The sequence below is a fragment of the Shewanella metallivivens genome, from assembly GCF_028750675.1.
Taxonomy (GTDB): domain Bacteria; phylum Pseudomonadota; class Gammaproteobacteria; order Enterobacterales; family Shewanellaceae; genus Shewanella; species Shewanella metallivivens.
Genome location: NZ_JAQQPZ010000013.1, coordinates 1,164,993 through 1,187,594, shown reverse-complemented (window position 1 = coordinate 1,187,594; position 22,602 = coordinate 1,164,993). Strand labels below are relative to the sequence as shown.

Annotated in this window: 22 protein-coding genes; 7 read left to right on the top strand and 15 right to left on the bottom strand. The window is 41.6% G+C overall.

From position 1 onward, the window contains the following. The first annotated feature begins 39 nt into the window (after window positions 1-39). The 4 genes from PQR79_RS18050 (at window position 40) to PQR79_RS18035 (ending at window position 3,488) form a co-directional block, all read left to right on the top strand. Window positions 40-1,872, top strand: a complete 1,833-nt coding sequence (locus PQR79_RS18050) for a penicillin-binding protein activator (protein WP_238104518.1) — start codon at window positions 40-42, stop codon at window positions 1,870-1,872. Beyond that, entirely contained in the window at window positions 1,869-2,195 is a 327-nt protein-coding gene (locus PQR79_RS18045) for a YraN family protein (RefSeq protein WP_238104520.1), read from the top strand. Before PQR79_RS18050 ends, PQR79_RS18045 begins: the two co-directional genes overlap by 4 nt. 127 nt (window positions 2,196-2,322) lie before the next feature. Continuing rightward, on the top strand, window positions 2,323-2,916 hold the full coding sequence (locus tag PQR79_RS18040; RefSeq protein ID WP_238104522.1) for a phosphoheptose isomerase: 594 nt from the start codon (window positions 2,323-2,325) through the stop codon (window positions 2,914-2,916). Continuing rightward, window positions 2,913-3,488 (top strand): BON domain-containing protein, encoded by a 576-nt coding sequence (locus PQR79_RS18035; RefSeq protein WP_238104524.1) that lies wholly within the window; start codon window positions 2,913-2,915, stop codon window positions 3,486-3,488. Before PQR79_RS18040 ends, PQR79_RS18035 begins: the two co-directional genes overlap by 4 nt. Before the next feature lie 67 nt (window positions 3,489-3,555). On the opposite strand, the gene trpS is transcribed toward PQR79_RS18035, so the two are convergent. From trpS to rpe, 3 genes are read right to left on the bottom strand one after another with little or no spacing between them, the layout of a single operon-like run. Then, on the bottom strand, window positions 3,556-4,554 hold the full coding sequence (trpS, locus tag PQR79_RS18030; RefSeq protein ID WP_238104526.1) for a tryptophan--tRNA ligase: 999 nt from the start codon (window positions 4,552-4,554) through the stop codon (window positions 3,556-3,558). Between the two features lie 37 nt (window positions 4,555-4,591). Next, window positions 4,592-5,284 (bottom strand): phosphoglycolate phosphatase, encoded by a 693-nt coding sequence (locus tag PQR79_RS18025; protein WP_238104528.1) that lies wholly within the window; start codon window positions 5,282-5,284, stop codon window positions 4,592-4,594. 25 nt (window positions 5,285-5,309) lie between these two features. Continuing rightward, complete coding sequence (gene rpe / locus PQR79_RS18020; protein ID WP_238104530.1) at window positions 5,310-5,984, bottom strand: ribulose-phosphate 3-epimerase; 675 nt, start codon at window positions 5,982-5,984, stop codon at window positions 5,310-5,312. Between the two features lie 351 nt (window positions 5,985-6,335). Here rpe and PQR79_RS18015 point away from each other — a divergent pair, with 351 nt between their 5' ends. Then, entirely contained in the window at window positions 6,336-6,707 is a 372-nt protein-coding gene (locus PQR79_RS18015) for a hypothetical protein (RefSeq protein ID WP_238104531.1), read from the top strand. Between the two features lie 5 nt (window positions 6,708-6,712). Continuing rightward, complete coding sequence (locus PQR79_RS18010; protein WP_238104533.1) at window positions 6,713-6,892, top strand: DUF2970 domain-containing protein; 180 nt, start codon at window positions 6,713-6,715, stop codon at window positions 6,890-6,892. Window positions 6,893-6,926: 34 nt separating this feature from the next. Here the strand turns inward: PQR79_RS18010 and PQR79_RS18005 are convergent, their stop codons facing one another. From PQR79_RS18005 to PQR79_RS17965, 9 genes are all read right to left on the bottom strand, one after another. After that, the gene (locus PQR79_RS18005; RefSeq protein WP_238104535.1) at window positions 6,927-7,763 is read right to left on the bottom strand and encodes a Dam family site-specific DNA-(adenine-N6)-methyltransferase; all 837 of its coding nucleotides are present in this window, start codon (window positions 7,761-7,763) and stop codon (window positions 6,927-6,929) included. A gap of 129 nt (window positions 7,764-7,892) precedes the next feature. Beyond that, window positions 7,893-9,287, bottom strand: a complete 1,395-nt coding sequence (locus PQR79_RS18000) for an ATP-binding protein (RefSeq protein WP_238104537.1) — start codon at window positions 9,285-9,287, stop codon at window positions 7,893-7,895. Window positions 9,288-9,305: 18 nt separating this feature from the next. After that, window positions 9,306-10,382 (bottom strand): 3-dehydroquinate synthase, encoded by a 1,077-nt coding sequence (aroB, locus tag PQR79_RS17995; protein ID WP_238104539.1) that lies wholly within the window; start codon window positions 10,380-10,382, stop codon window positions 9,306-9,308. 9 nt (window positions 10,383-10,391) lie between these two features. Next, window positions 10,392-10,907, bottom strand: coding sequence for a shikimate kinase AroK (aroK, locus tag PQR79_RS17990; RefSeq protein WP_160051903.1), 516 nt, complete (start codon window positions 10,905-10,907; stop codon window positions 10,392-10,394). A gap of 276 nt (window positions 10,908-11,183) precedes the next feature. Then, window positions 11,184-13,232 (bottom strand): type IV pilus secretin PilQ, encoded by a 2,049-nt coding sequence (locus PQR79_RS17985; protein WP_238104541.1) that lies wholly within the window; start codon window positions 13,230-13,232, stop codon window positions 11,184-11,186. Between the two features lie 21 nt (window positions 13,233-13,253). After that, on the bottom strand, window positions 13,254-13,772 hold the full coding sequence (locus PQR79_RS17980) for a pilus assembly protein PilP (RefSeq protein ID WP_188925534.1): 519 nt from the start codon (window positions 13,770-13,772) through the stop codon (window positions 13,254-13,256). Further along, window positions 13,772-14,389 carry a type IV pilus inner membrane component PilO gene (locus PQR79_RS17975; protein ID WP_238104543.1) on the bottom strand — a complete coding sequence of 206 codons (618 nt, stop codon included), beginning with the start codon at window positions 14,387-14,389 and terminating at the stop codon, window positions 13,772-13,774. Before PQR79_RS17975 ends, PQR79_RS17980 begins: the two co-directional genes overlap by 1 nt. Next, window positions 14,386-14,970 (bottom strand): PilN domain-containing protein, encoded by a 585-nt coding sequence (locus tag PQR79_RS17970; protein WP_238104545.1) that lies wholly within the window; start codon window positions 14,968-14,970, stop codon window positions 14,386-14,388. The genes PQR79_RS17975 and PQR79_RS17970 overlap by 4 nt, the downstream gene beginning before the upstream one ends. Beyond that, window positions 14,958-16,037: a pilus assembly protein PilM gene (locus tag PQR79_RS17965; RefSeq protein WP_238104547.1), complete on the bottom strand. Its 1,080-nt coding sequence runs from the start codon at window positions 16,035-16,037 to the stop codon at window positions 14,958-14,960. The genes PQR79_RS17970 and PQR79_RS17965 overlap by 13 nt, the downstream gene beginning before the upstream one ends. A 185-nt stretch (window positions 16,038-16,222) precedes the next feature. Here PQR79_RS17965 and PQR79_RS17960 point away from each other — a divergent pair, with 185 nt between their 5' ends. Then, window positions 16,223-18,817: a penicillin-binding protein 1A gene (locus PQR79_RS17960; RefSeq protein ID WP_238104549.1), complete on the top strand. Its 2,595-nt coding sequence runs from the start codon at window positions 16,223-16,225 to the stop codon at window positions 18,815-18,817. A 350-nt stretch (window positions 18,818-19,167) separates the two neighbouring features. Here PQR79_RS17960 and yjjG read toward each other — a convergent pair whose 3' ends face one another. From yjjG to PQR79_RS17945, 3 genes are read right to left on the bottom strand one after another with little or no spacing between them, the layout of a single operon-like run. Next, window positions 19,168-19,860 carry a pyrimidine 5'-nucleotidase gene (gene yjjG, locus PQR79_RS17955; RefSeq protein ID WP_238104551.1) on the bottom strand — a complete coding sequence of 231 codons (693 nt, stop codon included), beginning with the start codon at window positions 19,858-19,860 and terminating at the stop codon, window positions 19,168-19,170. A gap of 40 nt (window positions 19,861-19,900) precedes the next feature. After that, window positions 19,901-20,968: a phosphotransferase enzyme family protein gene (locus PQR79_RS17950; protein ID WP_238104553.1), complete on the bottom strand. Its 1,068-nt coding sequence runs from the start codon at window positions 20,966-20,968 to the stop codon at window positions 19,901-19,903. A gap of 24 nt (window positions 20,969-20,992) precedes the next feature. Next, window positions 20,993-22,249: a DUF805 domain-containing protein gene (locus tag PQR79_RS17945; protein WP_238104555.1), complete on the bottom strand. Its 1,257-nt coding sequence runs from the start codon at window positions 22,247-22,249 to the stop codon at window positions 20,993-20,995. Window positions 22,250-22,602 lie beyond the last annotated feature (353 nt).

Here is a 22,602-nt window from a genome sequence, read left to right as displayed (position 1 = left end):
GGTTAAACTAGTGCCAGTATCTTAACAGAGTGAAGCCAAGTGTTAAAAAGACTGAATACGACAAAATTTGTGTGCGCAATAATTTTCTCTGTCTTATTGGTAGGTTGTGCTACCGAGCAACAACGAAAACAAAGAGAATATGTCGAAATAAGCACATCATTGGTTGCCGCCGAACATCCGGCTAAAATCTACTTAACCGAAGCCAAAAATAGCAGTTTACCAGAAAAGCGTGACCGTTATTTATTACTCGCAGCACATGCCTACATTAATAACGGCAATGTGAACTCAGCGACCAACATTTTAACCTCGATGCAAAAGTCGATGGTTAATGTGCCGACGCTTCAGGCTGAACATATTTATTTGCGTGCACGCATTGTTGAGAAGACCAATGGCAGTGAAGCCGCATTAGAGCTAATGCAGTATCCACCGCATTGGCAATTACCTCGCTGGCAGATGGCGAGCTACCATCAATTTAAAGCAAAATTATTTAAAAATACTCAGCAACCAATTGAACAAGCTAAGCAGCTTAGCCTATTGAGTAACTACTTACCTAAGTCTGAAACCACTGCGGTTAACGATGTCATTTGGTCTTTATTGCAACCACTGCAAGAAGAAACCGTGCAGTCTTTTATGCGTGACCCTTCAAATCCTATTTTTGCAGGTTGGCTACAACTGACGTTTATTGCGAAACATTATGCGGTAGAGCCTACTCAACTTGTACGTTACTTAGGTGAGTGGCAACGTAATAACCCTTATCACCCAGCAGCCATTAAATTACCAGGCGACTTGGAAAAAGCCTTAAGTGCCAAACCATTTAGACCACAAAATATTGCCGTGTTATTACCCCTTACCGGTCCACGAGCGATTGTGGCAGATCCGATTCGCCAGGGTATTATTGCCAGCTACTTGTCTGAATACGACAACAATGTGGCCATTCATTTTTATGATACGCAACCAGGCGCTACCGCAGCTTACAATGAAGCCGTAACCCAAGGTGCCGAGTTTATTATTGGTCCGTTACTACCAAATGAAGTTGAAGAGCTTCAAAAAATGAATGACAAGCGGACCAATACGGTGCCGCAATTATACTTAAACCAAACAGAGCATTTTACTCCGCAACCAAACCAGTTTTATTTTTCGCTATCACCGGCGCAAGAGGCTAGCGATGCGGCCCATAAATTGTTTAATGATGGCGTTAAATTACCTTTACTGCTTGCCAGCAATGATCCCATTGGTAAACGTATGGCCGACAGTTTCAAACAAACTTGGCTTACATTGACCAGCAATAATGCCGAAGTTCACTATTACGACGCTGGCGACCAAATGAAGCTAACGGTGCAAGAGGCATTAGGTGTAAAAGACAGTCAAGCACGTATTAGCAGAATGCGTGACTTGCTTGGTAGCCGTTTGGAATCTGATTTCCGCTCTCGCCAAGATATTGATGCCATTTATATGATTTCAGGCTCGCAAGACTTAGCGCTATTAAAACCATTTTTAGACGTTAACTTTAGTGTGTTTTCAGAACCAGTGGCGTTATACACCACCAGTCGTAGTCGATTAGAGAATGAGTCAACCCAAGCGGCGCAAGATCTCAACAAATTAATGATCAGCGATATTCCTTGGTTAATGCGCCCAAGTAACGAAACCCAAATGGTATCTGAACTGTGGAGCAGCTGGAGTAACAGCCAAAAAAGGCTCTATGTTATGGGCTTTGATTCATTAGATCTCGTGAACCGTTTAGCACAAATGCGCGCGTTTCCAGGTTACCAATTTATGGGGCGCAGCGGTGCACTGTCAGTGAAGCAAAATGGCGTAATTGATCGTCAATTATCTTGGGGACAGTACAGCCAAGGGCAATTAAAACCGCTATGAATCGCGGCCAATTAGCTGAGCAACGAGCGCGAACTTATCTTGAACAACAAGGTCTGACGTTTGTAGCCGCTAATGTGCGTTACCCGTTTGGTGAAATTGATTTAATCATGCGCCAACAAAATGAGTGGGTGTTTGTAGAAGTGAAATATCGAGCCTCAAATCAATTTGGAGGCGCATTAAATGCACTGACTAAAAAGCAAATGACTCGGATCCGCTTAGCTGCAGATCACTATTTACAACGACAAAAATTGAATCCACCTTGTCGCTTTGATGTCATCGCGATGAATAATGATGAAATAAACTGGCTACAAGGCTGTTTTTAAGCCGTAACTGATTACCATTACTTGGTTTTATGGCATCATATCGGCCAAATTACCGATGCAGCTCAATGAGCCAATAGTCTATTTTGTTTCGGCATAGATAGACATAAATTAGCGTAAGGATTGTTACATGTTAGAACGTATTAAAGATAGTTTCACCGAATCGATTCAGACCAAAATTGATGCAGCTGAAGCACTACCAGAGTCAATTGAAAAAGCGGCTGAGATGATGGTGCAATGTCTACTTGGCGGTAATAAAATCCTATCATGTGGTAATGGCGGTAGCGCAGGCGATGCACAGCATTTTTCAGCTGAACTGCTTAACCGCTATGAAATCGAACGCCCGCCCTTACCGGCAATTGCACTTAGCTGCGATACCTCAACGATTACCGCCATTGCAAATGATTACAGCTACGATGAAATTTTCTCTAAGCAAATTTTAGCACTAGGCCAACCAGGTGATATTTTACTCGCTATTTCAACCAGTGGTAACTCAGGCAATATCATCAAGGCCATGGAAGCAGCGTTAAGCCGTGATATGACTATCGTCGCTTTAACAGGTAAAGATGGCGGTGCAATGGCTGGTTTAATGAGTGCTGGCGATGTAGAAATCCGTGTGCCTTCAAATGTGACTGCACGTATTCAAGAAGTACACTTATTGGTTATTCACTGCTTGTGCGACAACATTGACCGCACTTTATTCCCGCAGGATGAGCTGGCATGATCTCTAGATTATTAGTTATCTCGGTACTTGCATTGCTTCAAGGTTGTGCTGGTGCGGTCATGGTGGGCGCGGTTAGCGGTGCCAAAATGGCCAATGATGAGCGCAGTATGAGCACACAAATTAGCGATACTAATGCTGATTTTACAATAGCTAGCGCTTTGTCAAAACACGATGACTTAAATAATCAAACCAATATCGCCGCAGTTGTGATGAATAGCAATGTATTGCTAATCGGCCAAGCGCCGAACTCTATGCTCCGTGATAAAGCGATAAAAGTAGTACAAGAGTTAGATATAGGTGGCAAAATTCACAACCAAATACGCATTGGTACGCCAACCTCATTTACCACGCGTAGCAACGACACCTGGGTGACCACTAAAGTTAAAGGGCGCATGCTCAATGAAAAGTCCTTGGATATTACACGTATCAAAGTGGTAACTGAGAATGGTGAAGTGTTTTTGCTGGGGTTAATTGATCGCAAACAAGCTGATTTAGCGGTTGAGATTGCTCGAAATACCGCAGGCGTTCGCAAAGTGGTTAAAGTATTTGAGTATGTCGAACCCGAAACTTAACCCTGTGATGCCATGATTGAATTAAAGCCATCGATCATCGATGGCTTTAGTGCATAGTCTACTGACGTTATACAATTAAACCGATTTTCTCGTAAACCTTTTTAATGGTGACTTCTGCACGAGCCTGAGCTTTTTCAGCGCCTTCGGCCATGACTTGCCTTAAGAATGCATCATCAGCACGATATTCTTTAAAACGAGCCTGTAGTGGTTCAAGCATGCCAACAACAGCCTCACCTGTCGCCACTTTCAAATGGCCATACATCTTGCCTTCAAACTCAGCTTCTAATGAAGCAATAGATTGTCCAGTACAACCAGACATTAAACTAAGCAAGTTAGATACACCGGGCTTTTGCTCAATATCAAAACGTACGACAGGCGGCTCTTCGCTGTCTGTCATGGCTTTTTTTACTTTCTTTAAAATCGCTTTAGGATCTTCAAGTAAACCAATTACGTTATTACGGTTATCATCTGACTTAGACATTTTTTTCAATGGATCTTGCAGCGACATGACCTTGGCACCGTGCTCTGGAATAAACGGTTCAGGAATGGTAAAGGTATCGCCATAAGCATTATTAAAACGAGTTGCAATATCGCGCGTTAACTCTAAATGTTGCTTCTGGTCTTGACCCACCGGGATTTCATTCGCTTGATAAAGCAAAATATCAGCCGCCATCAATACGGGGTAACCAAACAAACCCACGTTAATGTTATTGGCATGCTTTTGCGATTTATCTTTAAACTGGGTCATCCGGTTAAGCTCACCCATTTGGGTATAACAGTTTAATGCCCAACCTAACTGAGTGTGCTGTGGCACTTGCGATTGAATAAACACGGTGCTTTTTTTCGGGTCGACACCACATGCAAGGTATAGCGCTAGGGTGTCTAAACAGGCCTCACGCAACGCTTTTGGATCTTGGCGAACGGTAATGGCATGTAAATCAACAACGCAATATAAGCAATCATGGCTATCTTGCATGGCAACCCATTGACGTAGTGCGCCCATATAATTACCTATGGTCAATTCGCCTGATGGCTGTGCACCGCTGAGAACTATGGGTTTAGTCATGTGTTTTATTGCTCCAGATTATCTTATAAAATTCAAATTATTGTGACTGTAAGTATTTACCGATGTCGGAAAAATGTTCACATACTGCGTCAGGATTACTTAGGCCGATATCTTCGCCGTAGTTGTAGCCGTAGGTCAAGCCAATCGACATGACATTTGCAGCTTTAGCGGCCAAAATATCATTCTTTGAGTCGCCCACCATAAGTAATTGCGTAGTGTCCAACTGCCATTGTTGTAATAAATGTTGCAGCGGCATTGGGTCAGGCTTCATTTTAGCCAGTGAGTCACCTCCCAATACTTCAGAAAATAACCCATCAAGGCCAAAAGCGGTTAATAACGGTACGGTAAAACGGTACGGTTTATTGGTCACTATTGCTAACTGATAGCCTGCTTGCGTTAACTGTTTTAATGTCTTTAGAACATGTGGGTACAACAGACTATGCTGCTGTAAATGCTCACCGTAATAATGCATAAAACGCGGCATAACTTGCTCTAGTTGTGCTTGCAGCTCTGCACTGTTCTCAGGCTTTTCAGAAGCAAAGCTCAAGGCTCTTTGCATCAATACTTGAGCACCATTACCCACCCAGCTGCGCACTAAGGCGTCCGACACTTGCGGCAAATTACACTCGGCCAAGGTGGCGTTGGTCGCAGCGGCTAAATCAGGCGCACTGTCTATGAGCGTACCGTCTAAATCAAACGCAATTGCTTTAATATTTGCCCATTGGCTCATCAGATACCTCGTGAAAACTTAAGAATTAAGAGTGTACTTTTGCCAATTCAGCACGCATTTGATCAACCACAACTTTATAATCTGGTTGATTAAATATGGCAGAACCGGCAACAAACATATCGGCACCCGCCGCGGCAATTTCTGCAATATTGTCAACTTTTACACCGCCATCCACTTCTAGGCGAATATCAAAGCCGCTAGCGTCGATACGCGCGCGAACTTGACGAAGCTTATCTAACGTGCCCGGAATAAATGACTGACCACCAAAACCAGGGTTTACTGACATTAATAAAATCACATCAAGTTTATCCATAACATGATCAAGATAATGCAGAGGTGTGGCAGGATTAAACACTAAACCCGCTTTACAGCCAGATTCTTTAATTAACTGCAACGTCCGGTCAATATGCTCAGATGCTTCTGGGTGAAACGTGATAATTGAAGCCCCTGCTTTAGCAAAATCAGGAATGATACGATCAACGGGTTTTACCATTAAATGAACATCGATATCGGCAGTAATCCCATAGTTGCGTAATGCTGTACAAACCATAGGACCAATAGTCAGGTTAGGAACGTAATGATTGTCCATCACATCAAAGTGAACCACGTCAGAACCGGCGTCTAATACCGCTTTGACATCGTCACCTAAACGGGCGAAGTCGGCAGATAAAATTGATGGTGCAATTAAAAATGGGCGCATAATCTTCTCTATAGGCAGATCAAAGTGACGACATTTTACCCTTTGCAGTCCCAAGCCTCTAGGCTCTAATGGCAAAAAAGCCTTTCAATTAAGGATATTTATCAAAAATTAGACCAGAAGTCGGATTTGTTGCTTTTTGCCAATAAAGCAGTGTTCAATAACTAAGCTATTTTGCTATAATAATTGAGCTATAAAATGAAGCGTTGCATTTTAACGCTTGTTTAATGCAAGCTTTGTTATAACCCTAAGCTGATAACCGCACAGCATTGGCACTATTACGCTGTGATTGCTATATTAATGCGGTGACAACATGTTAGGTATTAGACATAAACCACGGATAGGGCAAACCTTATGGTTAAGCAATTATTGAGCAAGATTTCTGGTCGTGATGGTAAATTATTACCAGCACCGATTTATGCTGTATTTGCAACATCTGCCTGCGCGTTGTTGTTGAGTCAAGCCATGATGGCCCATGAGGTGGAAACCGCAGAAACTAAAGCGTGTGTTTGCGACAACACCAAAAGCTACAACAACAGCCTACCAAGTAGTCACCCATCTAACCGCTGTGCAGAGCAATCAAACAATGTTAGCTGGGGAAACTGGGTTACAGGTAATAGTCGCTCTAGTCAATTTCATTTTATCGACCTACTCGAATTGCTCCACGGCCACAAAGACAAGCCCCTGCAAGATATGCCCACCTCTAGTAGCGTTGAAAAGATATAGCCATCATGTCATTTTGGCGCGTATTCAGTAGCACAGTTGCAGCGTTCTTTGGGGTGCAAACTGAACAGAATCGTCAAAAAGATTTTCAATCTCAATCACCACTTCCTTTTATTATCATGGGAATTATTTTAGCCATAGGCTTAGTGATTTCATTAATACTGATTGTAAACCAAGTTCTTAACTAAGACCTGTTGTTCTTTAAGTCATTATGCATCAAACCTAATCATCATGGCGATAGTGATGATCATACAGGGCCATAATCTCATCGACTTTATTACGTGAACTGCCTTTTTGGCTGATGTTACGTTGCACCGAAATCGTTGAAAAAGCGGCGCCACGATATAATTCACGCGTAAGAGGGATATCGTGGTTACTAATCAATACCGGAATATCACGCTCGTGGGCAATATGTCTTGAATGACGTGCAAGTAACGCTTGATCGTCTAGGCTAAACCCAGGACCAGCATAAGTGGTAAAACTGGCGGTAGTTGATAAAGGTGCATAAGGCGGATCACAGTAAATCACATCACCACTTTTAGCAAAACCGAACGCTTGCTCGTAACTGACACATTTGAACGTGGCCTGTTGTGCCTTGAGTGAAAAATAGCGGATTTCAGCTTCAGGAAAATACGGTTTTTTATACGATCCAAAAGGGACATTAAATCCACCTTTACGATTGTAACGACACAAGCCATTAAAACCATGACGGTTCATATATAAAAAATACACTGAACGAGTAAAAGGATCGCGTGATAAATTAAATTCGGCACGCACACGATAATACGCATCTTTATTGTTCATCTCATCGACAAACATTGCTTTTGCAGCCTTGATATAGGCCTCAGGCTGTTGTTTAACGATTTGATAAAGATTAATCAAATCTTGATTAATATCACACAGTAAATATTGCTTGTAGTTGGTATTCAGAAACACGGAACCGGCACCGACAAAAGGTTCAATAAGACGGTTTCCATCTGGGAGGTGCTTTGCTAGCTCATCTACGAGTTTGTATTTTCCGCCTGCCCACTTTAGAAAGGCTCTATGCTTTTTTATCATGAATAGGAACTATGCCAGCAAATTAAAGCTGATGATTGTACTCTGTTTAATGCTATTTATCATCGGCTAAAAAAGATTTATTGTTTTGGATATTGATATTTTTTATCTAGACGCGTCACCGCTAACAGGTTATTCCAGTCGCTTATAATCCGTTAAATCAGCCCATTTTCTTACCCAAGGCGCAGCTAACCGATATTCAGTCTGTATCTGTTGTGCTTTTATAGCAGCCTCAGCGGCTGTATTAAAATCGCCAAGGAAAATCACATATCGTTGTTTATGACTCATCACATACACTTGCGTCTCTTGCGCCAACTTAGTCAAAATTGGCGATAAAGATGATTTATCGTTCACACTCACGAGCTGTAAGGTAAACCCTTTTATTTTGGCTGGCGTGTTATCTCTTTCAACAATTTGGCTAGGCTGAGCAATTGCTTGTGCCTGCGCTTTAGGCAGTTTCCCTTGAAACGACAGCCCATCTAAAGAAGAGTTAACCTCGACATCGGTATGATTATCAGCGGGTACAATATCCGTTTCTACGACTTCAGTCTCGGTAACTAAATCGGCTTCAACTTGTTGCTGTATAAGCGCATTAGCTTGTTGTTTAGCAGTATTTTTTGTTGCAAGCCATTGTCGATGTTCAAAATACTCAGCTAAAATCTGTTTACCGTAATTGAATAAAAATTGGTTGGCTTTTTGGCGTTGTGCAGCTTGCTCTACAGTAAGCTCAAGTGTAGAAACGGGCGAATCCGTCAACGAGGTATACTGGTAAGCAAACCACATGGCAGTTAACAAAATGGCGATAACAGCAAAATATGTTGCTACTTTAGCGCTGAACGACTGTTTTTGCGCATCAACTGCTGGTGCTTCTAACGCCAAAGTTAATAAATCGACAACCTCTTTAGGAGTGCCATTTTGTTTTTCGAGTTGTTTATGAATGATTTCTCGAGGAATAAAAGGCGTTTTTTGGCTGCGTAATAGCAAGCTTTGATAAAGGCCATCACGCTCTGCACTCGGTAAAGGCTCGATAGTCACCTGTAATAACAGTGACCGAGTTTCATCAGTAAGATCCGCCATAAGCGTACGCCAGAAATTCGGCTCAACTGTCATGGTTACCGCCACAGACTTGCCCGCGCATTGAATTTGGCTTAATAAAATGCATTCTGCCCAAATATCTTTAGGCAAATAATCAGCATCATCAATAATAATATGCAGCGGCTTCTTAAGGCTTGATTGAATTCGAAGGACCGTGTCCATCAAAGGACGTTCGTCATCAAAAATGGGGGCTGAGATTAATTGCACTAAAATTTTACGACGAATTTCAGCGCTATCGGCGTGTTGCGGACAGATAATCAGTGCCGAATTATAGTCCTCAAGCTCACTTGCTAGCGCGGCGGTAAGCGTTGATTTACCGGCGCCTTTCTCACCACATAACACAAGCAGTTGCTCACTATAACTAGTGATATGCTGTAAACGCTGTACTAGCGCTTCTTGAGTGGGAAGTAACAAAAGACCTGAAGTTGTCAAAACGTCACCACACTTAATTTACGCGCGACTGATAACCTGATTAAGTAAGTCTTCACTTACCTCACTAAATACATCAGCTTGGCCAATTTGGGTTGGTAAGACTAAACGAATTTTTCCGCCTAGTACTTTTTTATCACGGCGCATATGTTTGATAAAGCTTTGAAAATCCATAGAATCTGGCGCAGCGACCGGTAAGTCAAACGCTTGCATCAACAAGGTTATACGCTCAACACTCACTTCATCTAATAGCTTCATTTTGTATGCTGTTTGCGCCGCGAGTATGGTACCTGCAGCAACAGCTTCACCGTGCAACCAAACGCCATAGCCCATTTCAGCTTCAATTGCATGACCAAAAGTATGACCAAGATTAAGCAACGCACGAACACCTTGCTCAGTTTCATCTTGCTCAACGACATCAGCTTTAATTTGACAGCACTTTGCAATGGCATAGGTTAATGCATCGGTATCAAGTGCTTTTAATGCTTGCACATTTTGCTCAAGCCACTGAAAAAAATCACCATCCCAAATAATGCCATATTTGATCACTTCAGCCATTCCTGCAGCAAACTCATTTGCGGGTAATGTCTGTAAACACAAGGTATCAATAATCACTGACTTAGGCTGGTAAAATGCACCTATCATGTTCTTGCCCATAGGATGATTCACCGCTGTTTTACCACCTACAGATGAGTCAACTTGAGAAAGCAAGGTTGTCGGCACTTGAATAAAATCAATACCTCGCTGATAACATGCAGCTGCAAAGCCTGTCATATCACCAACCACACCACCGCCTAGAGCAACCAACACAGAATCTCGAGCAAAATTATGCTCAAGTAAACCGGTAAAGATCCTGTCGAGGTGTTGTAAGTCTTTGTATTTTTCGCCGTCAGGCAAAATAACCGTTTCAATAGATGTGCAGGCACTCATCGCCTGTTGTACCTGTTCAAGGTACAACGGAGCAATGGTGTCATTTGAAACAATTAAGGCTTTTTTATGCTGTAGATAGCGAGTAAAAACCTCGCTGTCACTCATCAAATTCTGGCCAATGTAAATGGGGTAACTTCTATCACCTAATTGAACCTGAATCTGTTGCATGAATTCTACCTAAAAGCCTAGTTGCTCGATAATTTGGTTTGCGACAATCTTCGCGCTTTGTTCATCTGTCTTAACAATGACATCAGCAATCTCTTCGTATAAAGGATTACGGATTTCAGCTAAGCTTTCAAGAACTTCGCGTGGATCGTCTACTTGTAACAACGGACGACGTTTATCACGCTGAGTACGCGCGACTTGTTTGTCGATAGTTGTTTCTAAGTAAACTACTATACCTCGAGCAGAAAGATAGTTGCGGATATCTTTACTCTGAACAGAACCACCACCTGTTGCGAGAACGATACCTTGCCTTTCTGAAAGATCAGCGATGACTTGTGCTTCACGACGACGGAAGCCTTCTTCACCTTCAACATCAAACACCCAGGCAATGTCTGCACCGGTACGTTGTTCAATCTCGTGATCTGAATCGTGGAAATCTAAATGCAGCATTTGTGCCAGATGGCGACCAATTGTGCTTTTACCTGCGCCCATAGGGCCTACCAGAAAAATATTACGTTTTTCAGCCATTTCGTATACGTCTGAATCTTATATGGAAGAATGCCTTATCGACTTAAACTCAAGCCGACCTATAATTTAACCTTGCTCTAATGAGACTTGACGAAGGATTATCTCAGTTTAGGGCCATCGCTTGCAAGTCATCGCAGCGATTTATACTGATTTAATTAATTTTCGACAGATTATGCCAAGTGTGAACCCCTTGGCAAACAGAAACACTTGCAACAAAAAAGCCAGCTTTTAATGCTGGCTTTTTATGGTCAACGTTAACTGATGTAGTTGTCTATACTACAGTTTTTCAGTTACGATTTTAGGTGTCACAAATATCAATAACTCTTGACGCTCATTGGTGTCCGATGTGTTTCTAAATAAGAAGCCAACTAATGGAATATCACCCAAAACCGGCACTTTACTCACACTACTGATAAGATTTTGCTGATAAATACCACCCAGCACAATCGTTTCACCATTATTCACTAACACCTGAGTACCAATTCGCTGTGTATCAATCGCTACCGCTTCACCCGTGGCTGTTGCAACGGTTGTACCTTGTGAATCTTGAGTAATTTCGAGATCAAGGATAACGCGATCATCAGGGGTAATTTGTGGTGTTACACGTAATGATAACACTGCTTTCTTAAAGGTTACGGTTGTTGCACCGCTAGAGGCTGATTCTACATAAGGAATTTCAACACCCTGCTCAATGTATGCCGACTTCTGGTTTGAAGTAGTAATACGCGGGCTAGCAATGATCTCACCTTTGTTTTCTTGCTCTAATGCACTTAATTCAAAATCAAGTACAGTACCATCAGCTAACTTAGCCACATGAAAAGCAATGCTGGTAGCCGATGTCGCTGATGCCGGTAAGTTTACATTTAAGCGGTCATCTAGACTTGGAATCGTACCACCGGCAATGTCACTTGCGCCTTCAAGCGTACCCGAGGTGCCATCTGAACCTTGTTGGTCAGTAATACCCCAGCGTACACCTAGGTCTTCACTGACATCATCTTTTACTGTCACCATACGAGCTTCGATTAATACTTGCTTGATTGGGATATCGAGCACTTCAATTAAACGATGTACGTTTTCTAAAATGTCAGCCGTATCTTTAACTAATAATGTGTTAGTACGTTCATCAACGGCAACACTACCACGGTTAGATAATAAGGTTGATTCTGGTGTTTTCAATAACTCGGCTATATCTAGGGCTTTTGCATAGTTAATTTGTAAGTACTCAGAATATAGCGGCGCTAATTCTTTTACTTCTTGTTTATTTTTAAGGTCATTACTTTCACGGATAGCCAGCTCTTCACTTGGCGCAACCATTAAAATATTACCTTCAATGCGTTTATCAAGGCCTTTAGTTTGTAAGATTAAGTCTAACGCTTGGTCCCAAGGTACATCGTCTAAGCGTAAGGTAATATCACCTTCTACAGTGTCACTTGTCACTAAGTTAAAATTATTATAATCCGCAATAATTTGTAAAACGGTACGTACTGAAATATTTTGGAAGTTCAATGACAATGAGCGACCATTGTATTTTTTGGCTTCTTTAGCCACAGACACTCGTTCAACTTTATCTACGCTGACTTTAAATATATCGCCGTCTTGACGGTAGTTGTAATCATAGTTGCCTTCTACATCAACCATAATTCGCGCTGTTAAGTCATCTTTAAAGGTTTCAAAACTATTTACTGGGGTGGCAAAGTCTTGCACGTCCATTACGTACAATAAATCATTACCAATGTCAGTATTGTATAATTTGATTTCTAGTTTTGACCCCACTTGTTCAACGTTTGCAGCAACAGAGCGGTTATTTAAATTAAATAATATCTCACCACCACCGGTTTTATTTCGGCGAAAGTCGATACTTTTAATACCATTAACAAACGGGTTACTAGCTTGATCTGGGCCTGCTACATCATCGTTAATGGTTAAGCGATAACTGTTACCAACAATTTTTCCTTGGTATGGCTTAACCTGGCTTAAGGCAACAACAATTTGCAAATCGCCACCTTGTTGTTGAGCACTTAGTTGCTCTACACCGACCTGGTCTACCGGTATCACACCTTTATTTAGGTTTGAAATTGTATCTGCAAAGTTAAGCATGATCTCTGCTGGGTCAGCTGACAAATCCACCGTAGGTGATGTCACTGCTGACTCGAATACAAATTCGACTTCTAGTTGGTGATCAACAATAGAATGATATTTTACATCCATAAGGCGATTAGCTGCGAATGCACTTGGCACAATAGCCACGAACAACACTGCACTTATAAGCGCTTTACACAATGATGAGTTTGTTATTGCTTTTTTCATCGCGGCAGAAGATTCCATTATTCCCTCATCCTTCGCACGTTATTTTCCTGATAATTCTAAGTTGCTAGATCTTTCTGCCCAGCAACCTGAACCATCAGGGATTAATTCAATAATTTCGATAAATTGCGGAGTAACCTTTGCAATTCGGCCATGATAAAGCCCTAAATATTCACCCACACCTAAACGATACACATTAGCATCAGTTGATTCGACTAACGCCCAAATAGTACCGTCTTCACTTAGTGTTCCACGCATCCTTAAATTGTCGAGTGCATAAGTCTCTAAGCGTCCCTTACGACGTTTTAAGTCTGGTTGTAAACAGTCCTTTGATGTATCGATGACTTCTTCTGTTAACTCCCTTGAAGGCGGAACAAAAGGGCTACGCATAAGTTCTGCTTGATATGCAAAATGCTCGAACTTAGGTGTTTCTTTTAAAGGCGGTATACGTGCAACATGTTGCGCCTTAGTAGTAGTAACAAATAGCTCTAAATCACTACGATCGCCAATACAACCAGTTAATAAAAACGACATAATCACAAAAAGAGGAAGTAATTTCATTATTTCTGCCCCTTATTTGTCTGTGGTGGTAACTCTGCACCTTCTTTAAAGCGATAAGTTTTCGCAAGAATATCCATTGATAAACCGCCAGTATCATTTCGCTTGATAACAAAATCGTGCAAGCTTACAATTCGCGGTAGTTTCGCAACACCACTGACCATATTACCTATTTGATGGTAATCGCCTTGAACAGCCATTTTGATTGGGAACTCGATATAAAAATCTCGTTCAATTTCGTCGTCCCAATCTAAGCTGTTAATTCGAAGTCCAGCATCCGTTGCGACAAATGTTAAATCATCTAACAGGCCTGGCATTTCATTTTCTGACGGTAACATTTTTAATAATTCAGCAAACTGTGCTTCCATTACCACCAATTGTTCGCGGTAAAGTTTTAAGTTTGCAGCTAAGCGATATTTACTTTCAAAGTCTTCACGTAATTGTATCTCTTTACGTTGCTCCGCTTCCATTACATCAATGGTATCTGAAATAAACAAATAATAACTGGCGCCAATAACACATATGGATAAAAACGCGGCAAACACAATTTTAACGAGCTTAGGCCAGCCGCCGATGTTCTCAAAATCGATATCATTAAATTGGTCTAGGTCGAGATTCATTTTCTCGCTCCTTGGCTGGTATCGACAGCGGTTGATTGTGAGTCATCACGAATAGTCACACGCAGTTTGAAGCTTTGTAATTGTCTTAACTCTTCATTTTGCGTCACAATCGACTGCATATTAGGATCATTTAAATAAGACGATGTTTTCACTTTTCTCATCATATTGGCGACGTTGTTATTCGATTCGCTACGCCCTTCAATCCATAAGATGCTGCCCTTCTTTTCAATACTCGAAAGGTAGATCCCTGGCGGCACGATACGAACGAGTTCATCTAATACATGAGTAGGTAAATTACGTGATTGCTGCAAATTAAGAATAATTTCAGTACGACGCTCAATGTCTTTTTTGCGCTCAGTGATTTTTCTTATTTCTGCTATCTGTGTGTCTAATAAGTCTATCTCGGATTGAAGATAGGCATTACGCTGACGTTGGTCATCTGTCACTAATTCTAAAAAGCTGAGAAAAAGATAAACCAGTAATGAAGTCACTAAAAAAACAAGCGCAAGTATACCGATATAGTCGCGTTTTTGTTTTTCTCTGGCCTCTTCACGCCATGGTAAAAGGTTTATGTTCGCCATTGAGCGTAACTCCTCAACGCAAGACCACATGCCACCATATACTTACTTATAGTAGGTTGAAGTTGGCTTTTCATGGTGTCATCTGCGTGTAAACAGCCTTGGAAAGGATCGGCGACAATGGTATGAGCACCTAACTCATTGGTGAGTAACTCTGCCATTCCCTCTAGCTTAGCTGTCCCGCCGCAAAGAACGATGTAGTCAACTTTTTCACGACCACTTGCAGTACAGTAAATTTGGAGAGTACGCTTTATTTGTTGTAATAATTGAGTTTGAAACGGTGACAAAACCTCGAACATATAATTTCGAGGCAGTTGATTGGTGACCTTAGCGCGCTCAGCTTCGTCATGCGGCATGCCGTAAAATGACAAAATGGATTGAGTAAACAATTCACCCCCAAAGGCTTGCTCGCGTATAAAGGTGGTCTCACCTTTTTCGACAACAGAAAAGGTGGTCATATTCGCACCAATATCGACCATGGCAATTGATTTATCTTTAGCGCCTTCAGGTAACTGGCCGTAAATCAATTCAGCTGAGCGACCTAACGCATAAGCTTCGACATCAACGACTTTTACATCTAATTCGATAGCATCTAACGCATCAACGCGAGAATCAATGTTTTCACTACGGCAAGCACTGAGTAATACATCAACTTTAGTCGGGTCGGTGATATTGGGGCTGAGTCGCTCAAAATCGATGCTGACTTCATCTAACGAATAAGGAATAAGGTTGTCAGCTTCGATTTCAATCTGAGCCTCCATCTCTTCTTCGTTCAACGCCGTATCCATATAAATGACTTTGGTCATAACGGCTGAGCCGGAAACAGCAACAGCAGCAAACTTTACCGATTTAGGTAAAATGCGTTTAATCTGTCGCAATGATTCCATTACAGCTTCAGAATCTCGAATATCATGATCGACCACAGCTCCCTTCTTAACAGGAACCGATGCATGATTTTGAATTTTATATCCATCAGCAGTCTTGCCCAACAGAATGGCTTTTATTTCATGAGACCCGATATCAATCCCAACCATCTGAGGTGCTTGCCGCTTCCAAAGTTTAGAAAGCATAGTCCGTCATCACAATTCTATTATTATTTTATAAGAGATTAGCACATAATCAACTCGTTATAAGTATTTGTATAAAATGTTTCTGCATTTTACAAATACTATTTTAACTTAATCATGTTTTACTTCACCAAAAACTCTTCGGCTTATATACTAACGCCACTATTTTTGTTTTTTGGAATTATCGAGTGAAGTGGTTTAAACGTTTATTAATCGCCTTTTTTAGCCTATCACTTTTAGGTGTCGCCGCCATTACAGCAGCATACTTTTATGTATTGCCCGACTTACCTGATGTTAATTCATTAAAAACGGTTCAATTGCAAACCCCGCTGCGCATTTACAGCAAAGACGGCAAACTTATCTCACAATTTGGTGAGAAACGTCGTATTCCTGTGGAGTATGACGATGTACCAGTGCAATTAATTAATGCGGTACTCGACACCGAAGATGCACGCTTCTTTGAACACAGAGGCATTGACCCTATTGGTATTATTCGTGCTGCAACCATATTGATTACCACAGGTAAAAAAAGCCAAGGTGCCAGTACCATTACTCAGCAGGTAGCCCGAGGTTTCTTTTTATCAAACGAAAAAACTTATATTCGTAAAGTAAAAGAAATCTTTTTAGCATTAAAGATTGAAAAAGCACTCTCTAAAAAAGAAATCTTAGCACTGTATTTAAACCGTTCATTTTTAGGTAACCGTGCTTATGGCGTCGGCGCTGCAGCACAAGTGTATTACGGCAAAGAATTAAATCAGCTGTCACTACCTGAAATGGCAATGATTGCAGGTCTACCACAAGCGCCTTCAGCCGCTAACCCAATCCGTAACCCTGAACGCGCTATCGCGCGTCGTAACTGGGTATTAAGCCGCATGCTTGAAAAACGTAATATCACTCAAGCGCAATATGAAGAAGCCATTAACAGCCCTTCTACTGCAAAATACCATGGAGCAGAAATCGATTTATACGCACCTTATATTTCTGAAATGGCGCGCGACTACATGATCCAAAAATACGGTGAAGAAGCTGCGTACACTAATGGGTATAACGTTTACACCACCATTTCATCTGATTTGCAGTTAATGGCTCAAGAGTCTTTGCGTGACAATGTATTCGCCTATGATCAGCGTCATGGTTATCGCGGCCCAGTTACCGAGTTATGGACAGAGACGCCATTAGCGCGTGATGAAATCATCGCAACATTAAAACGCACTTCAACTATGCAAGGTATCATCCCTGCTGCGGTAATGAGCGTGAGTGATCAACAAGCACAAGTGCTCAACAGTGAAGGACAACTGATTACATTAGAATGGAAAGGCTTAAAGTGGGCACGCAAATTTATTAGTGACAAGCGTCAAGGCTTGCCACCCAAACAAGCAAGCGACATCCTCACCGCGGGACAGCAAGTGTGGATCCGCGATAACGGTCAATATTGGCAGTTATCTCAAATCCCATTAGTATCAAGTGCAACCGTGTCACTTGAGCCTCATGATGGAGCAATCAGAACCTTAGTCGGTGGCTTTAGCTTTAGTCAAAGTCAGTTTAACCGTGTCACCCAGGCTAAGCGTCAATTAGGCTCTAACATTAAACCATTCATTTATGCTGCAGCGCTTGAAAAGGACTACACCTTAGCGACATTAATTAACAATGCGCCAATTAATAAACCCGATACACGCCAGGGCACAGCTTGGCGACCTAAAAACTCACCAGATATTTATGGTGGTCCAACGCGTTTACGTGTTGGTTTAGCTCAATCGATTAACGTTATGTCGGTAAGGGCTATGCGTCATGCTGGGTTAGATAACACCATTAAAGAACTGGTGAAATTTGGCTTTGACCCTAACGATCTGCCCCGTAACGAATCACTTGCATTAGGTTCTCCTTCAGTAACACCTTTGCAAGTTGCTACTGCATTTAACGTTTTTGCTAATGGTGGATATTTAGTTGAACCGTACTTTATCGATCATGTCACGGACGGTTATGACAATATGATTGAACAAACGATTCCTGCGATTGCTTGTCATAAGCCACAAGAGACAACGCAGGTGATTAACAATGTTGATGACCCATTTGCCGCCATGGCAGAAGAACTCTCACAACCAGCATTTGAACAACGCGAGACCATTGAAGCCAATGATAATGTCGAGGATCAAACAACACAGTTAACGGCTGAAGAAAATACCTGTAGCAACCCTAATGCACGATTTGCTAAACAGATTATTTCTGAGCAAACAGCCTTCTTGATCACTGAAGCACTCAAAAGTGTAATATGGGGCGGCGGTGATTGGAGTAAAGGTACTGGCTGGAACGGCACAGCTTGGCGTGCTGCAAAGCTCATTAAGCGTCATGACATAGCCGGCAAAACTGGGACTACAAACGAATCGCGAGACACATGGTTTAGTGGTTTTAACCCAACGCTAACCTCTACATTTTGGGTTGGATTTGATGATCATGGTCGTCAATTAGGCCGATCTAGTTGGATGGCAAACGGTGAACCGGACCAAATATCAGGTGCTGAAGCGGGTGCAAAGACAGCTGGGCCAGGTTGGAACGACTTTATGAATAAAGCGCTTGCTGGCACGCCAGAACATCCTGTCATTCCGCCGCAGGGCATTGTTTCTGCACGCATTGATTTAGCCACAGGTAAATTAACCCGCAAAACAGATCATACAACCACATTTGAATATTTTGTTGAAGGTACAGAGCCTAAAGAATACGTCACTGAAACTCAGCAAAGTGGCGATATCTTTATCGACAATGTTGCCGAAGACTTATTCCAATAAACGTATCTTAATTAAATAAATAGCCATTCAATCGAATGGCTTTTTTATTTGATAACACGAATAGGACCAATTATACCAATCCGCATTAGAATGTGCTCTTTTAGCGAAAGTTATCAGTGAGGTATTCGAGGCTGCCTTTTGAGGGCATAGTGCACTAGGTTATAGTGCACTACGTTAAGAAAGGCTAACAAAGAATACCACACGGATAAATTCGCCCTTCGGGGCTGCGTCACAAACCCCATTACGGCTTCAAATGACTTTGATGTAGATGACTACACCTGCAGTCATTTTCATTGTACTGGGTCTAGTGACGCAGCCTAAAATAGATCACATTCTAATAAAGATTGGTATTAACTTGGAATGAGCAATTGCTGTAATTCTGCTAAGTTACTCACCTGATAACTCGGTGAAATATCGTCACTCACCTCAGCCCCATGATGGTTTAACCAACAGGTATCAATTCCGGCATTAATACCGCCTAAAATATCAGAGTGGAGGTTATCACCAACCATTAACACCTGATGCTTTTCTGGCTCACCCATCAAGCTAAAAGCATAATTGAAAATAGCCACATCAGGTTTTGCTTTACCGAGTTGTTCTGAAATCACGACCGGACTAAATGCATCTTGAAAACCCGTGCGACTTAAACGGATACTTTGCAGCTCAGTAAATCCATTGGTAATGATCCCTAAATTAACCTTACCGCTTAAAGAGTCAACGAGTTCGCGCGCACCGGGTAGAGGTTGACAAATATCGCCCATTGCCGCTAAAAACTGGCTGTTTAAATGCTGTGGCGTGACAGATAATTTATTGGCCCAATGGGTAAAACGCGTATGTTGTAAGTGAGCAGCATTGATCAAACCATTTTGGTAATCTACCCAAAGTGGTTTATTAACTTGCTGGTAAGCAGCAAAATCATCGAGACTAAACTCCACGTTAAAACGCGAAAACATTAATTTTAAGCCAGCAAAAGCATCAAAATGAAATAATGTTTCGTCTGCATCAAATAAAATCCATTTATATTTATCGACTAAATTAGACATCCCTAACAACCTTAAATATTAAAACTAGACACCGTTTTTATTAATCAAATAATTTGATTAATTGCGGCTCTTGTTTAAGTAAACTTTGATAAATAGTTAACTGATTTTTGGCTCGGTCTAGATTATGTAACGGGTATTTAATTGCAAAATAACCATCGCCTTTTAAATAATCTGTTAAAAAACGCACGCCAAGCATTAACGTCATGGCTTTTATACCTATCCATAAACTTTGCTTTTCAAGTGGGGTTATCACTCCATCAAGGGCACGAACATAGGCCGTTGTCGCCGCTGATATGACTTCAGGGCGGGCATACACTTTAGCTAAATGTGTCGAGTCTTCGGGCTCTGGCGAGCAGAATGCCCGAACCATATCACCAAAGTCATACATCAAATAACCTGCCATACAGGTATCAAGGTCAATAATCGCCATACTGGACATATCACGTTTATCAAACAGCATGTTGTTAATTTTAGTATCATTATGGCAAATTCGTCGTGGTAATAAGCGTTCAAACTCAGCTAATTGAGTAAGTAGTGCGGTTTGTGACAGTGCATACTCAGCCCATTCCTGACATGTGTTTAGTCTCGCAAAAGCATCACAATCAACCGCATTGGTTAATTGTTGGATCCGATCTGGCAGATTTAAAAAATTAGCAATAACATCATCAATGCTTGCTGAAGGCATATCACTTAGCGCTGCTGCAAAATGACCAAAAGCATAGGCGGCAGCTTCAGCTTGTTCAGTTTGTGTGACCAACTCAATCGTATGGCTATGCTCTATATAATCGATAGCACGCCAAAAACCCTGCTCTTCAAGATCAAGATATAAGTCACCCGCCATCGTCGCCACAGGGCGAATAACTTGAAGTGAATACTCTTGCAGCTGATGTTTTGCGCATAAATGCTGGCTGATACGAGCTGCATTACTAACCACCTGATGAGGTTGCGTAAATACTTGAGTATTTATTTGTTGTAATACGATTTTTTTAGTGCCATCAATCACTAAAAATGTCTGGTTAATATGACCATTTCCCAACGTACTGATTGACGCATTAATGCAATCAAGGCCAAACTGAGGCAACACAGTTTGTTTAATAAATTCAATCAATCACATACTCCATCTAAACCAGCATTATTGGCTTAGTAATGTTTCAAACTGCGGATTTTTCATTAATGCAGCCTGGCTACCTTTTAAGCTAAACTTATAGCCACACAATTTAAAATCTCCCCGCAAAGCAATATTGTTCACCATCACGTTCTTATCTAAAGGGGTAAACCTAGCTTCAGTGGCGCCATCAGCAAGTAAATCAACGGTCATAGGTCTGAATTTACTACCATCATTAAATTCAAGTTCTGCACAGGTTTTATCGCCAACCGCACTGGCCAAGCGCCATAGATTTTGCGTGTCTCCGGCGTCACCTAGCCAGCGCAAAATAAGCACATCACCTTCTAAGGCTAACCAAAAACCATCAGGTAATTTAACCATCTGCCTGCTCATGCTAACGGGCTCAATCACACCTTGGCTCATTTCTGCCTCAGTGTCTGAATCATCTATGCTTGAAAACGCATTAATTAAGGCGATCACCAAATAAATCAATAATCCAAGCGCTATCACAGCGGCCAAAATCTTGCCGGCAAACAGCAATTTTTGTTGATGCAACTTGGCCAGATTAATCCAAGATTTGGCGAGCTCAGTTATCGAGCCTGACTGTAAGGCATCCTGATCAACATATAAGGGTTGGTTATTCCGCTCACGCTTAGCTGAAAGATTGCTGCTAACAGCTTCATGTTCGTCTGCAACGTCAAACTCTTGGGAAATAAAAGACTCATCATGCTTTAGATTGTGGATCGGCTCCACGTCATCAGTATAAGCGTCATGCTTTGCCATTTGCGGGTTAACCGGCTGATTAACAGGTGGATTGTCTATTATAGAAACATTCACCGCTTGACCTTGCATCACCGGGTCTTGACGGCGATGCATCGCGCTTTGCGCACTATTCATTACTCGATGAGGACCATAATATCCAAGCGCATATTGAATATGATTTTTTGTAGGTAAAAAACTTAAATAACCACCGCAAGCCAACCCAAATAAAAACACCCCAGCTAACACCCCGAGTGGCGCCTCAAAATAAGCTGCTACGCCAAAGATAAGTACAGGCAACAAGCAAACGAGCATCAATGTAATGGTTTTATTCGCATCATGTAAGCGGCGCATTGCCGATAAACCAACAATAGGTAGCGACACAACCGTGGCGATTAAAATGATGATACTTGCAGGAAACACCAAAGCCGCAATACTCAACAAAGCAAAAGCAGCAAATACAATGGCCATTAACCTTAAACCTGTGTCACGACCTTCGCGGCACAGCAGGGTTTTTACTAACATCAAACATTCCTATAATTGGTTTACTACAATTAGGTCTACTAAGCTGCGGTTAATCAACACCATGCAATACTGATGGTTAAACTTAAATTTGTGACAAATCCCCCTAAGGGATGCCAATCAACCCGCAAAATAAATAACAAAAAAACACCATTGAACACAATAGCGCAAAGCCTACAGAATTTATCTTATAAAGCCAGCGCCTTTGGGTGCTTTAAGCAATTATTTTATCGAAATAATGCCCTGGCACCCATCACAAATTGAGGCTCAACTAACGACCTTATCCACGGATTATCTGTGTACTCATAGCGCTAGCATAACCTTACTGTTAACGAGTATAATATTAAGCTTTCTTA

What these genes read in the sequence shown, in the direction of transcription:
- PQR79_RS18015 (WP_238104531.1), top strand. Translation starts at nt 6,336, where the DNA reads ATGGTTAAGCAATTATTGAGCAAGATTTCTGGTCGTGATGGTAAATTA.
- PQR79_RS17945 (WP_238104555.1), bottom strand. Translation starts at nt 22,249, where the DNA reads ATGTTAGTAAAAACCCTGCTGTGCCGCGAAGGTCGTGACACAGGTTTA.
- aroB (WP_238104539.1), bottom strand. Translation starts at nt 10,382, where the DNA reads ATGCAACAGATTCAGGTTCAATTAGGTGATAGAAGTTACCCCATTTAC.
- rpe (WP_238104530.1), bottom strand. Translation starts at nt 5,984, where the DNA reads ATGCGCCCATTTTTAATTGCACCATCAATTTTATCTGCCGACTTCGCC.
- PQR79_RS18005 (WP_238104535.1), bottom strand. Translation starts at nt 7,763, where the DNA reads ATGATAAAAAAGCATAGAGCCTTTCTAAAGTGGGCAGGCGGAAAATAC.
- PQR79_RS17985 (WP_238104541.1), bottom strand. Translation starts at nt 13,232, where the DNA reads ATGGAATCTTCTGCCGCGATGAAAAAAGCAATAACAAACTCATCATTG.
- PQR79_RS17970 (WP_238104545.1), bottom strand. Translation starts at nt 14,970, where the DNA reads ATGGCGAACATAAACCTTTTACCATGGCGTGAAGAGGCCAGAGAAAAA.
- PQR79_RS18040 (WP_238104522.1), top strand. Translation starts at nt 2,323, where the DNA reads ATGTTAGAACGTATTAAAGATAGTTTCACCGAATCGATTCAGACCAAA.
- yjjG (WP_238104551.1), bottom strand. Translation starts at nt 19,860, where the DNA reads ATGTCTAATTTAGTCGATAAATATAAATGGATTTTATTTGATGCAGAC.
- PQR79_RS17965 (WP_238104547.1), bottom strand. Translation starts at nt 16,037, where the DNA reads ATGCTTTCTAAACTTTGGAAGCGGCAAGCACCTCAGATGGTTGGGATT.
- PQR79_RS17975 (WP_238104543.1), bottom strand. Translation starts at nt 14,389, where the DNA reads ATGAATCTCGACCTAGACCAATTTAATGATATCGATTTTGAGAACATC.
- PQR79_RS18035 (WP_238104524.1), top strand. Translation starts at nt 2,913, where the DNA reads ATGATCTCTAGATTATTAGTTATCTCGGTACTTGCATTGCTTCAAGGT.
- trpS (WP_238104526.1), bottom strand. Translation starts at nt 4,554, where the DNA reads ATGACTAAACCCATAGTTCTCAGCGGTGCACAGCCATCAGGCGAATTG.
- PQR79_RS18010 (WP_238104533.1), top strand. Translation starts at nt 6,713, where the DNA reads ATGTCATTTTGGCGCGTATTCAGTAGCACAGTTGCAGCGTTCTTTGGG.
- PQR79_RS18045 (WP_238104520.1), top strand. Translation starts at nt 1,869, where the DNA reads ATGAATCGCGGCCAATTAGCTGAGCAACGAGCGCGAACTTATCTTGAA.
- PQR79_RS18025 (WP_238104528.1), bottom strand. Translation starts at nt 5,284, where the DNA reads ATGAGCCAATGGGCAAATATTAAAGCAATTGCGTTTGATTTAGACGGT.
- aroK (WP_160051903.1), bottom strand. Translation starts at nt 10,907, where the DNA reads ATGGCTGAAAAACGTAATATTTTTCTGGTAGGCCCTATGGGCGCAGGT.
- PQR79_RS17980 (WP_188925534.1), bottom strand. Translation starts at nt 13,772, where the DNA reads ATGAAATTACTTCCTCTTTTTGTGATTATGTCGTTTTTATTAACTGGT.